The organism is Christensenella sp. KGMB01412, from assembly GCF_055522415.1.
In genome coordinates this window covers 157,251-169,545 of sequence record NZ_JBVFVW010000003.1, presented here as the reverse complement: position 1 = coordinate 169,545, position 12,295 = coordinate 157,251, and the positions used below count along the sequence as shown (strand labels likewise).

Annotated in this window: 11 protein-coding genes and 1 other RNA gene; 7 read left to right on the top strand and 5 right to left on the bottom strand. The window is 48.9% G+C overall.

Translation table 11 applies throughout. The annotated features are described in order from the left end of the window. Nucleotides 1-15: 15 nt before the first annotated feature. The 3 genes from ACS5WU_RS06275 to ACS5WU_RS06265 all read left to right on the top strand — a co-directional run bounded on the left by ACS5WU_RS06275 (nt 16) and on the right by ACS5WU_RS06265 (nt 2,604). A complete protein-coding gene (locus tag ACS5WU_RS06275) occupies nt 16-1,269 on the top strand; it encodes an MFS transporter (protein ID WP_302760407.1) in 1,254 nt (417 codons plus the stop codon). A 63-nt stretch (nt 1,270-1,332) separates the two neighbouring features. Continuing rightward, nucleotides 1,333-1,854 (top strand): FUSC family protein, encoded by a 522-nt coding sequence (locus ACS5WU_RS06270; RefSeq protein ID WP_302760406.1) that lies wholly within the window; start codon nt 1,333-1,335, stop codon nt 1,852-1,854. Nucleotides 1,855-1,869: 15 nt separating this feature from the next. Further along, nucleotides 1,870-2,604, top strand: coding sequence for a class I SAM-dependent methyltransferase (locus ACS5WU_RS06265; protein WP_059108993.1), 735 nt, complete (start codon nt 1,870-1,872; stop codon nt 2,602-2,604). A 52-nt stretch (nt 2,605-2,656) separates the two neighbouring features. On the opposite strand, the gene ffs is transcribed toward ACS5WU_RS06265, so the two are convergent. Both ffs and ACS5WU_RS06255 read right to left on the bottom strand, forming a co-directional pair. Further along, an RNA gene (ffs, locus tag ACS5WU_RS06260) (signal recognition particle sRNA large type) lies at nt 2,657-2,924 on the bottom strand. 33 nt (nt 2,925-2,957) lie between these two features. After that, nucleotides 2,958-4,232, bottom strand: coding sequence for an adenylosuccinate synthase (locus ACS5WU_RS06255; RefSeq protein WP_046444850.1), 1,275 nt, complete (start codon nt 4,230-4,232; stop codon nt 2,958-2,960). A 333-nt stretch (nt 4,233-4,565) separates the two neighbouring features. Here ACS5WU_RS06255 and ACS5WU_RS06250 point away from each other — a divergent pair, with 333 nt between their 5' ends. Next, entirely contained in the window at nt 4,566-4,982 is a 417-nt protein-coding gene (locus tag ACS5WU_RS06250; protein ID WP_302760166.1) for a hypothetical protein, read from the top strand. A 433-nt stretch (nt 4,983-5,415) separates the two neighbouring features. Here ACS5WU_RS06250 and ACS5WU_RS06245 read toward each other — a convergent pair whose 3' ends face one another. Then, the gene (locus tag ACS5WU_RS06245) at nt 5,416-5,760 is read right to left on the bottom strand and encodes a hypothetical protein (RefSeq protein ID WP_059108992.1); all 345 of its coding nucleotides are present in this window, start codon (nt 5,758-5,760) and stop codon (nt 5,416-5,418) included. Between the two features lie 90 nt (nt 5,761-5,850). Here ACS5WU_RS06245 and ACS5WU_RS06240 point away from each other — a divergent pair, with 90 nt between their 5' ends. Further along, entirely contained in the window at nt 5,851-6,129 is a 279-nt protein-coding gene (locus tag ACS5WU_RS06240) for a helix-turn-helix domain-containing protein (RefSeq protein WP_082103609.1), read from the top strand. Between the two features lie 358 nt (nt 6,130-6,487). Here the strand turns inward: ACS5WU_RS06240 and ACS5WU_RS06235 are convergent, their stop codons facing one another. Then, on the bottom strand, nt 6,488-8,548 hold the full coding sequence (locus tag ACS5WU_RS06235; protein ID WP_046444846.1) for a sodium-translocating pyrophosphatase: 2,061 nt from the start codon (nt 8,546-8,548) through the stop codon (nt 6,488-6,490). A gap of 238 nt (nt 8,549-8,786) precedes the next feature. On the opposite strand from ACS5WU_RS06235, the gene ACS5WU_RS06230 reads away from it, so the two are divergent. After that, nucleotides 8,787-9,161 (top strand): GntR family transcriptional regulator, encoded by a 375-nt coding sequence (locus ACS5WU_RS06230; protein WP_046444845.1) that lies wholly within the window; start codon nt 8,787-8,789, stop codon nt 9,159-9,161. 25 nt (nt 9,162-9,186) lie between these two features. Here ACS5WU_RS06230 and ACS5WU_RS06225 read toward each other — a convergent pair whose 3' ends face one another. Next, entirely contained in the window at nt 9,187-10,548 is a 1,362-nt protein-coding gene (locus ACS5WU_RS06225; protein ID WP_052740637.1) for an HdeD family acid-resistance protein, read from the bottom strand. A gap of 249 nt (nt 10,549-10,797) precedes the next feature. Between ACS5WU_RS06225 and ACS5WU_RS06220 the strand changes: the two genes are divergently transcribed. Next, on the top strand, nt 10,798-12,291 hold the full coding sequence (locus ACS5WU_RS06220) for a carboxylesterase/lipase family protein (protein WP_052740636.1): 1,494 nt from the start codon (nt 10,798-10,800) through the stop codon (nt 12,289-12,291). Nucleotides 12,292-12,295: the final 4 nt, after the last annotated feature.

The window sequence follows — 12,295 nt, the reverse complement described above, 5'->3', positions numbered from 1 at the left end:
GGAGGCTCTTAAACGATGGAAACAGAAGCTATGAAATCAGAACCGATAAAGCCTTCCGGCGATTTTTCACACTGGAAACAAAAAACAGCACTATTTTTATCCGGCCAGACCGTATCCCTGTTTGGCTCTTCGCTGGTGCAGTTTGCAATCATATGGTATATTACCCTTTCCACGCAGTCCGGAGCTATGATGACCATTGCCTCTGTATGCGGCTTCGCGCCGCAGGTTGCGATATCCCTTTTTTCCGGCGTGTGGGCGGACCGCTACAACCGTAAGCTGTTGATCATCGGCGCGGATGCAATGGTCGCTTCCGCCACCTTTGTATTGGCCCTCTTCTTTTTATCCGGCCACGACGACCTGTGGATGGTATTCCTGGTATCGGCGATCCGATCCGTCGGCTCGGGTATCCAAACGCCCGCAGTGAACGCTGTGCTCCCGCAGATTGTGCCTCCTGAAAAGCTGATCCGGATTGGCGGGATCAACGGGAGTCTCCAATCAGTGATGTTTATTCTTTCACCCGCGGCGGCAGGAATGCTGCTTTCCATCGCATCGCTGGAATCGACCTTTTTTATCGACGTGAGTACAGCGGCTGTCGCGATTGTAATCATGGTCTGCCTGAAAATTCCGCTGCATGAAAAAGCAAAGCTCAGACAAAAAGGCGGCTACTTCGACGATCTTACGGCAGGGATCAAATACGTGGCGGGCAGCGGTTTCTTCCGGTCTTATTTCCTGTTTTACGCGCTGTTCTTCTTCCTGATCGTACCTGCGTCGCAGCTTACGCCGCTGATGGTCTCGCGTACCTTCGGCGACGAATACTGGCGGCTTTCCACAATGGAAATTACCTTTTCGGCGGGCGGCGTTTTGGGTGGTATCGTGATTTCCGCATGGGGCGGTTTCAAAAACCGCATGCACACGATTGCGCTCTGCTGTATCCTGTTTGGTACCCTTACAATGCTTGTCGGAATCGTGCCCGGGTTTGTCGCCTTTTTGATCCTGATGTTTCTTACGGGAAGTACGGTCCCCCTGTTTACAACCCCTTCCATGGTGTTATTACAGGAACAGGTGGATCCCAATATGCAGGGACGCGTATTTAGCCTGACGCAGATCGTTATGACTGCCATGGTGCCCATTGGCATGGTCTTTTTCGGGCCGATTGCCGATACCATACGCATCGAGACGCTCATGGTGATTACCGGTATTTGCGGCGCGGTCGTCGGTGTATTGGTATTTTTCAACAAACACTTCAAGCGCGGATTGATTACGGAATAACCTGCCGTTTTCCTCCGGCCCGGATGCTGCGCGCAGGAACGACGGAAGGAATGTGAATCAAAAATGGATTTTTCTTACAGGCTAGGATATCGTGCAATCAAAACGGCAATCGCAGTTGCAGTCTGCCTGTTTTTAAGTTATATTTTCGGCCGCTCTACCGCCGTATTTGCAGTAGTCGCGGCAATTCTCTGTATCCAGCCAACCTATGATAAGTCAAAGCACACCGGTTTTCACCGTGTAATCGGAACGCTGATTGGCTCCGGCTTCAGCCTTCTTACGCTGGAGCTTGCAGGGATTATTCCATACTATAACGAATTTCTATATATCATCATATTTCCACTGATGATGCTTGCGCTCATTTTTGTGTGCAACGTATTAAACCTGAAGGACTCGGTTGCCCCAAGCTGCGTTATCTTTGCAGTCATCGTATTCTTCCACACAGGCAGCGCGCTTGATACGGTGCCATATGTCATAAACCGGACGCTCGAAACGCTGGCAGGCGTATTCGTAGCGCTTCCCATCAACCGCTTTATCCTGAATCCCAAAGAACCGGACCATGCGGATGAACAGGAAAATCAAGGATAACAGGAGAATTGAAACATGAAGGAAAATAAATATGACGACAATGTTTTTTTTGAAAAATACAGCCAGATGGATCGTTCCAAAAAAGGACTGGACGGCGCAGGCGAGTGGCATGTACTCAAACAAATGCTGCCTGATTTCAGGGGCAAACGCATTCTGGATCTTGGCTGCGGCTTTGGCTGGCACTGTGAGTACGCAATAAAAAACGGTGCGGCGAGCGCTGTCGGCATCGATATTTCAGAAAAAATGCTGGCCGAGGCGCACGCCAAAAGGAGCTCGGACGCGATTTCATATATTTGCCTGCCCATCGAAGACATCGCCTTCCCGCCTTCATCCTTTGATGTTGTGATCAGCTCGCTGGCCTTCCATTATATCCAGTCTTTTGAGGATATCTGTAAAAAAGTGTACGACAGCCTTTCGCCGGGCGGTAATTTTGTTTTCTCTGTAGAACATCCTGTCTTTACGGCCTACGGCACCGAGGATTGGTATTACGATGACAGGGGCAATATCCTGCATTGGCCGGTAGACCGGTATTTTAACGAGGGCAGGCGCAGCACCATCTTCCTTGGAGAGACCGTGCAAAAATACCACAAAACGCTCACAACGTATGTAAACGGCCTGATTCGGACAGGCTTTGAAATCACCGGCTTGATCGAGCCGGAGCCAAGCGAAGAAATGCTGCATACCGTGCCCGGTATGACGGACGAGCTGCGGCGGCCCATGATGCTGCTCGTATCAGCGAGAAAAAGATAAAAACGCATCAAAAATGCCGGTCATTTCTGACCGGCATTTTTTAAATTAGAAGCCGTACACCATACATCGAATTTTGGCCTCATAAGAGGAATTTACATCATTGACTCAGAACAGGCGAACCTGCGGCACACGCTGCAATTTGCTTACTGCTGCTTCCGTCAGGACCTGACAGGGTTCACAACGCAACATTGCACAGGACCCATCCCTCAACGCCAAGTAATGTACTCCATACCCTACAAAGAAAACCCTCCGCATGGGATTCAACCCCGCTATAGCGGCTTGCGGGTTACAGGACACCGCTAACTCCCCGTCTAGTACGGCAAACTTGAAAACAATATTTTATTACGAGGTGCTTACAGCCCGCGGAAAATACATTCCTCACGGCCCGCGCCCACGCCGATCATCACAACCGGTACTCCGGTCTGCTCTTCGATGAACTCAATGTAGGTCTTCGCCGCTGCCGGCAAATCTTCGTATTTGCGGATGTGCGAAAGGTCGCTGCTCCAGCCCTCGAATTCCTTGTAAACCGGCTTTGCCTTCGCAAGCGTTTCAAGCGACGCCGGATACGTATTTACTATTTTACCATCAATGTCATAGCCAATGCAAACAAAAACTTTATCAAGGCCGCCGAGCGTATCCATGCGTGACACGGCAAAGCCCGTAATACCGCTTGTTTTTGCCGCAAAATCAACGATTACCAGATCCAGCCACCCGCAGCGGCGCGGACGGCCTGTCGTCGTACCGTATTCGTGGCCTTTTTCGCGAATCTCGTCTCCTGTCGCATCAAGAAGCTCCGTTACAAACGGGCCCTCTCCCACGCGCGTCGTATACGCCTTTACCACGCCGATCACATCGGTAATGGTCTGCGGCCCAACGCCCGCCCCCGAGCAAACCCCGCCCGTATTCGGATGCGAGGAGGTTACATAAGGATAGGTACCGAAATCGATATCGAGCAGCATTCCCTGAGCGCCCTCGAAAAGCAGATTTTTTCCCGCGGCATGGTATTCCTGCAGCATGGAAACCGTATCACAGATGAACGGTTTAAAATATTTTGCGTGCTGGCGGTATTCCTCGAGCATTTCTTCATAATCGAGAGGCTCGCCGCCATATACCTTTGTAATGACTTCGTTTTTGTCTTCCACGCACTTTTTGAGCTTTGCGGGGAAGGTGTTTTCATCGATGAGGTCGCACATACGAAGCCCTGTGCGCGCCACTTTATCCGTATAGCATGGCCCGATGCCGTTGCAGGTCGTGCCAATCTTGAAATCGCCCAGCTTTTTTTCGTTGAGAACGTCAAGCTCCCTGTGATATGGCATAATCATATGGGCCCTGTCGCTGATATAAAGCTGATCCACGGAAACGCCGCGCTCCGCAAGATAATCGATCTCCTTTTTCAGCGCCTTAGGATCTATCACCACGCCGTTTGCGATTACGCACGCCTTTTTCGAAAGAATTCCAGACGGGATCAGGTGCAGCTTATAGGTTACGCCGTCTGCAACAACGGTATGGCCCGCGTTGTTGCCTCCCTGGTAACGAACCACCATATCGGCCTTGGAAGCGAGATAATCTACAAATCTGCCCTTTCCTTCGTCGCCCCACTGAGCGCCGAACACAACAATACCGGACATTTCGTTCACTCCTAACAATTACATTATTTGGGAAGCCGCACAGCCATTCATGAAACGGCTTGCCGCAAAAAAATATCGCGATGGAACATTGCACTCCATTGCGATACCCTGTCTTATTCTAACAAATTACAAGGCCTTCCGTCAACTTCTTTTCAGAATTTCCGTTGTGCCATGCGCAAAGTATACCCGCGCATCCCATTCGCAGGCTCATATTTTACCGCGTCATATCCACGATATACGGCGTTGCTCATTGACTTTTGAAATCAATTATCGTACTATGATATTTAGATATAAGAGATTCCATTCATTTTGATATATTTTATCGGAGGGCCCATGAAAAAGATCATAACTGTCCTGTGTGTCGCGCTTCTTTGCTGCATGGTACTGACTGCCTGCAGCTCGCCTGTTACATTCCAGACTTCCGGCGCTTCGTATGACGTAGCGGAAATCACCTCCTCAAACGAGGTTTCAGGAATGGCTCCGGGCAGTGGGAATACGTTTCTCGTGGTAAAGCTCGGTACGGCTGAAAACAGTCTTGACGACGCGCAGGCATCGTTTCTCCCTGCCGGGGGAACGCCTTCCTACGTAACGGACGGCACTACGCAGTATCCGTGCAAAGCGATTGCCTTTCAGTCAGACGGCAGCCGCGTACAAACAGTCCTCGTATATGAAGTTCCTCTGGACTGGACAAACGCAAAAGAATTCAGCCTCGGCGGAAATGATTTTTCACCGGTTGCGCTGAAAAAATAGCAAACAGGCAGGGCCGTTTTTGCGGCGGCTGCATAAGACAGTATGAGTATTTGAAACGGTATAGCGGTTTTCCGCTATGCCGTTTTTTCGTTTTGGGTGAATGTGGTCGGGTTCTTTACAACGATACTGTTATTTACGATTCGTATTTTGCTCATGGGTTCCTCTCCGTTTCGTGATAGACTAAAGGGATTTGGGGAGAATCCCCAACAAGCAATTTTGATTCATGGACGCGCAAGCGGTCATGATTCAAAATGTGGAAGTGTTAATACACTTCCTATGCTTGCTGGTAGACTAATATCCCTTATATGTCCCCTCACTACTAACACAATCCGAAGCGCCCAAAAAGGAACCTTTTCCAGAAATTTTATAACGAGCGACGCGAGTTTCAAGAAATAGACCTTATTTTATAGTAGATTATTTCTTACAATTTATTTTACTGGTCTAATTCCTCAAGACGCTTTCGTCTTGCTTCAAAGCTGTGATGTTCTTCGTTTAAAATTTGTGCAATCCTGTTTATGGTTTGTTCCTCGCCAGCCTTTTTCATTTCTGCTCCGAACCATTGTAAGAATAGTCTTTTTCTTGTGCGATTGATAACAGGATCATCAGCCGCAAGCAGCATGATTGCCAAACAGTGTTCATAGCCCTTGAAGCGGTCGATTTCAATATCTATCATCAATTCATCAGCCGTCAATTCTTCGTTGTATTGTATGAAATATACCAGCTGCTCCACGCCCTCTATATTCTGCTCCAAACTTTCCAATACTTTTTTATTTGACATAGTTGTGCTCCTTAACTAAAAATAGATAGGTTACTTGTTAGCACCTATTGTATCTCCTTTTAGGAATATAATCAAGATAAATATGTGCTAATGAGTCACTTTTTTATAAGGGAGAATTCTATGAAAGGTTTAATATTACAGAATGCAAGTTTACAAACAAATTTGAGGAGACTACGGGCTGCCGCAGGATTATCTCAAAGGGAATTAACATCGAAAATGAATCTACTGGGCAGTACGATTGATCGAAACACTTATACGAAAATAGAACTTGGAACGCGCAACATAAAGGTGACGGATTTGGTTGCGCTCCAGCAAGTTTACAATGTGGATTTTGCGGAGTTCTTTAAAGGAATTAAGCCGCACGAGTAATTAATTATTAATTAAATATGACACCAAAATAGTCTTTTAGAACATCTTTGGAACCCAAAAACAAGAGTTCAATAGATTTTACATATTCAGAAACATCTTCTCGAAATGTAATTGAGGCATCATACCAATATTGGAAACTCTTGTCTAAATGTCGACGCAGCAAAAAGGCCAATGAGTTAAATTTTGCTCATTGGCCTTTTCTCATTTATCCTGTTTGGCAGCTATCCCCTGTCTTATGGATAGCTACCATTGTGCGGCCTTTTTTTGTCTAAAGAATACGCCGGGTATAGCGTGGGGGTAAGGGTATTTCATCAGACAAAAAAACAGCGCCGTTTTTGCGGCGCTGTTTTACTTTCGGTTACAGTATTGAGACGCTCATGATAAACGATGCGAAAACCACCGCAACCATGGACATCAACTTGATGAGGATATTGATGGACGGCCCGGAAGTATCCTTGAACGGATCGCCAACCGTATCGCCCACAACAGCCGCTTTATGCGCCTCAGAGCCTTTGCCGCCGTGTTTTCCGCCTTCGATGTATTTCTTGGCGTTATCCCATGCGCCACCGGAATTTGCCATCATGACCGCAAGCACAAAGCCGCTGGCCGTCGCTCCTGCAAGCATACCGATCACACCGCTGGCCCCCAGCACAACTCCAACGATAATAGGCGACACAAAGCCAAGGATAGCAGGCGCCAGCATCAGGTGCAGCGCGCTCTTTGTGCAGATATCCACGCACGATTCATAATCAGGCTCTGCCTCCCCCGTCATAATACCTTTGATGTGCTTGAACTGCCTGCGCACCTCCACAACGATTTTCTGCGCCGCCGTACCCACCGCGCTCATCGTGAGCGCTGAGAACAGGAATGGCAGCATCGCGCCGATAAAGATTCCCATCAAAAGCGTTGGATTCAAAAGACTGAGGTTGGAAACGTCAAGCTTAACCTGATCTGCAAACGCCGCAATCAGCGCCAGCGCAGTCAGCGCCGCACTGCCGATTGCAAAGCCCTTACCCGTAGCCGCCGTTGTATTTCCAAGCGAATCGAGCGCGTCTGTACGCTCCCTTACGATCTCTTCCTGCCCGCTCATTTCCGCGAGGCCCCCTGCGTTATCCGCAACCGGGCCGTAAGCATCTGTCGCCAGCGTGATTCCAAGTGTGGAAAGCATGCCTACCGCCGAGATTGCAACGCCGTAAAGGCCGACGTCAAAACCATTTGCCCCGCCGGATGCGAAATAGCTGATCAGCACGCTTGCCACCACTACGATGACCGGGATGGCCGTCGATTTCATACCAAGCGCAAAGCCGTTGATAATCGTTGTCGCCGGGCCTGTTACTGCGGAATCTGCAAGCGTCTGCGTTGGTTTGAAGTGGTCGCTCGTAACATATTCTGTGTAGTAGCCGATCACAATGCCTGCCACGAGGCCGGAGATGATCGCAAAATACACGCCGATGTTTTCCATTCCGAGCATTCCGGTCACGACAAAGAAACTTACGACGGCAACAATCGCCGCTGCGATATAAACTCCTTTATGCAGTGCTGAAAGAAGGCTCTTCTGGGAAGCGTTTTCTTTTGTCCTTACAAAGAATGTTCCGATTACGCTCGCAACGATTCCGAGCGCCGCCAGAATCATCGGCAGCGCAAGCCCGTTTGCGCCAAGGCCTGCCGCAATGGCAAGCGCGCCCGACGAAATAATAGAACCTACATACGATTCATAAAGGTCTGCGCCCATGCCCGCAACGTCGCCGACATTATCGCCAACATTATCCGCAATGGTAGCCGGGTTCCTCGGATCGTCCTCCGGGATGCCCGCTTCCACCTTGCCGACAAGGTCTGCACCCACGTCGGCAGCTTTGGTGAAGATACCGCCGCCCACACGCGCGAACAGCGCCATACAGGATGCGCCCATGCCAAACATCAGCATATTACTTGCAATCTGGGCAGAATCCCCCGCATAATACGCGTTGAGGATAAAATACCAGATTGTGAGATACAAAAGCCCAAGGCCCACAACCGTCATTCCCATGACCGCGCCGCTTGAAAAAGACACGCGAAGCGCCGAATTGAGGCTCTTTGTAGCGCCGTTTACCGTACGCGAGTTTGCCGCAGTCGCTATCTTCATGCCGATGAAGCCCGCCATTGCGCTGAAAACGCCGCCCACAAAAAATGCGATCGGTACAAAGAACGACATAAAGCCGAACGCCACCATGATAAACAGTAGAATTGTAACAATGATAAAAAAGATTGCAACGCTTTTATACTGGCGCTTAAGATATGCGTTTGCGCCCTTCTTGATTGCTCCGGCAATTTTCTTGATTTTCTCGCTGCCTTCGCTTTTCTTCATGACACCCGATGCGGTGACTGCCGCAAAAACAAGTGCAATGAGGGCTCCGATCAGAGCCAGATACATAATGTTCATTCCTTCGATCCCTCCTATTATTGAATTATTTCATACGGATAATAGAAACGGTTCTCAAAGCCATTACCTAAAGTATTATTTTCATTATAATACTAAATTGGTAGTATGGAAATACCAATTTAGTTATTTAGGTAAAAAAACTTGCGAAATTATCGGTTGACATCAGCTTTTCCTCCTTATATAATCTTAATTGTACTAATACACATAATACAGATTTTCAAATAAAGGAGCAACATCCATGGCGCTGATCCAGCTTGACCACTCATTAAAACAACCAATTTACCGCCAGATTGTCGACGGTCTGAAATCCCTTGTAATGATGGGTAAACTCCATCCGCACGAGCAGATTCCTTCGGTGCGTAAAATGGCCCGGGAGCTTGGCGTAAATCCCAATACCATCCAGAAATCCTATGCACTGCTCGAAAAGGAGGGCATCCTCTATTCCGTGGCGGGCAAGGGCGATTTCGTAGCCGATAACGCCATGCGCATCAAGGAAATGCGTAAGGAGGAAATACGCGAGATGTTTGTAAAGGCCACGCGCGAAGCAAGGCAGTCCGGACTGTGGATCGATGAAATCTTCACAATCGTGGACGAGGCCTACTCCTCAAATTGAAAAAAGTATCTCACCCCGGCTGCGCTCAGTCGGGGTGTTTTTTTATTTTCCGTTCTTCCAGTTCATGCTGGATAAAATCTTTCAAATCCAAAAGCCCCTCGTGCGTCTTTTTCTTTTGCGCCGACGCCATACGCTCGCTTACATACAGCGTCCTTCCCACAACCGGGCTCCCCGGCCTCTTCAGTTCGTTTTCATACATGGAAAGCAGCGCCCCCGGCGTCATAACGCCTCCAAATACGCGTGCCTTTGGGATGCTCGTTCCCGCAAGGAAATCTTCAAGGAGCAGCGCGCAGTTGGTATTGAGCATAAAATATGTTTTATATTTTCCCTGCTTTACTTTAAACAGCTTTGCCCCCTGGCGGGCAAGCGCCCGGGCGTATCCGTTTTTCTGCGGTTCCTGCGGCTCCCATGGCTCGCAGTCCTTCAGAAAATCGGCTATATTGGCTTTCACGCGCTCTTCATCTTCCCCGGAAAGCTGCAGCTCATAACCAATGATCGTTTTGCGCGCGCTGTCAAGCGAAAATTTGATATACTTTTCGCGCCCGCAGACGGCAAAGACGCCGTCCCAGAAAAGTCCGAACAACCTTGTCTGCTTTGGATCATGATCGTAATTGCCGTACGAAAACACCTGTCCATCCACCACAAGGTCCACGTGGCCAAGGGCGTTTGTCCCAATATCCGATAAATGCACGAGTATTTCGATATCCGTTGGCCCTTTGGGGATATTTCCGCTTGTCACCACTTCGCCGTCCGATTCGTCCGCGTCCCCTTCGAATGTGGATTTAACCCATTCCAATGTCGCCTTGGGAAGGGCCGCCTCCACAAAAAATGGCAATGGTATATTTTTCCGTTTTTTATTTTTTTGATTCACAATCATAAAAAGCCGCAGCAGGGCCGTAAACCCCAGCATGATGCAATAGGCTGCGACAAACGTGGAAAGCACAAATACCCACAGCTCCTGCGCGGTAAGCAGCGCCAGGAACGCCGCCATAAGGAGGATTCCCCATATCAGCGCGGGCACCCACTTTTTCTCGTCGTTTGCGTGATAGGAATAGGCAGTCAGCAGGCTCACTCCACCGGAGAAAAAGAGCCATACCGCTAATGTAATCCGTACGACCTGGTCGATCACTCCCGGATATGCCAACAAAAAAATACCGCAGCCAAGTGTGATCAGCCCAATTACGATCGTCGACGCAGTAATATGAGGCGCATTATCGCGCACAAACAGAAAGAATAATATCCTGACGCTTCCAAAGATTGTGAGCAGGATGCCCAGAACACGCGCAAATACGCCGATAATCATGATAGGGTTTGCCGCAAGGAAAATGCCGCCTACGATAAGCACGGAGGAAACAATCGCCGTCAATATTATTTTTGCCTTCTCCACACGATTACCCCCTTTGATTCTAAAGGCATACCCACCTGTTCCATTAATACCCTGCCCGTCTCCTGTAAAAACCAATACCGGTTATTTATATGATAGCACTTTCGCGCGCAGAAATAAATTTCATACAGGCAAACCACTTTACACAACGGCTTAAAATGTTAAATTTTTGAAAAGAAACCTTTGTTTTGTTTACATTGTTTTTTGAAGTAGTATAATAAGGAAAACTGACAAGGTAATAAAGGTTAAAATATGCAGGATAATAAACAGGATAACATAGTCGAAACAAAAAGCGGCAGAGTAAGCGGCGCCTATGAAAAGGACGTCGCCACATGGAAAGGAATCCCTTACGCGGCACCGCCCGTAGGCAACCTGCGCTTTCGTCCGGCCCAGCCGCCGGAAAACTGGAAGGGTATTTTGGACGCCTCGGCGCATAGCGCAATCTGTCCGCAAAACAGGCGTTCCAGGCAAATCGCAAGCGAAGATTGCCTGACGCTGAACATCTGGTCTCCCGGGGCGGACGACCGGAAACGCGCCGTATTTTTTTACATCCATGGCGGTTCCTTTTGCTCGGGTGCGGGAAGCGATCCTGAATACAACGGCGCAAACCTTGCCAAGGCTGCGGATGTGGTGGTTGTGACCATCAACTACCGCCTCGGAGCGCTCGGTTTCCTTGATTTTTCTTTTCTGGGAGAGGAATTTTCGCCCAACTGCGGCCTCTCTGATATCGTGCAGGCGCTGCGCTGGGTTTACGAAAATATCAGCGCATTCGGCGGCGATCCGGAAAGCATTACGGTGCTCGGCCAGTCTGCCGGGGCGATTGCAGCCTCTGTGCTGCCTGTTATGCCGGCGGCAAAAAAATATGTTTCCAGGGTAATCATGATGAGCGGCGGCCCAACGCTGCTTTATACCAGGGAAGAGTACCAGAATGTCGCAAAGCAGTTTATGAAATTCATGGGGATTTCAAGCGCGCAGGAACTTCTTAGCATTCCTGCTGCCAGGCTCGTGGGAAGTCAAAAGAAATTTGCGTCCCATTGCGGACTTGGAGACGGCACGTTTATGATCGAGGTAGACGGCGGCTTGGTTCCGGAATACCCCATTCCCGCAGCGGCGCAGGGTGCTGCAAAGGATATTCCTATTTTGATTGGTACAACCAAGGAAGAAATGTCTTTTCTGTGCATCAAGGTTCTCTCCAACGTACTCGATATCAAAAAAATATTGAAACGCAATATCGCGCTTGAAAAGGAAGAAACCCGGATGCGTCTTGAAAAAGCCTACCTGCGTTATGGTAAGCGCGCGGAATCCATGATGCTTACGGACCGTGTATTTCGCATGGCGAGCGTATGGTATGCGGAGGTATACAGCCAATACGCCAACACATGGATGTACCGTTTTGATTATGAAACGACTGCAATGAAAGCCTGCGCGCTGCGTGCGTGCCATTCAAGCGATATCCCGTTCGTATTCGGCAACTTCCATGCGGGTATCTTTAAATGGATGTTTTTGCTGTCCTCCGCCAAAACGTCAAAACGTATTTCCGCAGAGGTGCAGAGGGACTTTGCCGAATTCGCAAAAAAAGGTTCCCTTTCATGGCAGGAATGCTGCGGAAGGGATACGCCCGCAAAATGTTACGATAAATGCTTTTCCGTGATCCCGATGGTTGATCCGGAGATCGAAAAAGAATATGACAAAAGCGAATTCAAACGCCAGAGCTTTCGCGGTTTGAATGCGGTGCATTTAGGGTAATTTA

Excerpts from the sequence above, each read along its gene's own strand:
- ACS5WU_RS06230 (WP_046444845.1), top strand. The coding sequence starts at position 8,787 with ATGGCGCTGATCCAGCTTGACCACTCATTAAAACAACCAATTTACCGC.
- ACS5WU_RS06270 (WP_302760406.1), top strand. The coding sequence starts at position 1,333 with ATGGATTTTTCTTACAGGCTAGGATATCGTGCAATCAAAACGGCAATC.
- ACS5WU_RS06255 (WP_046444850.1), bottom strand. The coding sequence starts at position 4,232 with ATGTCCGGTATTGTTGTGTTCGGCGCTCAGTGGGGCGACGAAGGAAAG.
- ACS5WU_RS06235 (WP_046444846.1), bottom strand. The coding sequence starts at position 8,548 with ATGAACATTATGTATCTGGCTCTGATCGGAGCCCTCATTGCACTTGTT.
- ACS5WU_RS06245 (WP_059108992.1), bottom strand. The coding sequence starts at position 5,760 with ATGTCAAATAAAAAAGTATTGGAAAGTTTGGAGCAGAATATAGAGGGC.
- ACS5WU_RS06250 (WP_302760166.1), top strand. The coding sequence starts at position 4,566 with ATGAAAAAGATCATAACTGTCCTGTGTGTCGCGCTTCTTTGCTGCATG.
- ACS5WU_RS06220 (WP_052740636.1), top strand. The coding sequence starts at position 10,798 with ATGCAGGATAATAAACAGGATAACATAGTCGAAACAAAAAGCGGCAGA.
- ACS5WU_RS06240 (WP_082103609.1), top strand. The coding sequence starts at position 5,851 with ATGAGTCACTTTTTTATAAGGGAGAATTCTATGAAAGGTTTAATATTA.
- ACS5WU_RS06265 (WP_059108993.1), top strand. The coding sequence starts at position 1,870 with ATGAAGGAAAATAAATATGACGACAATGTTTTTTTTGAAAAATACAGC.
- ACS5WU_RS06275 (WP_302760407.1), top strand. The coding sequence starts at position 16 with ATGGAAACAGAAGCTATGAAATCAGAACCGATAAAGCCTTCCGGCGAT.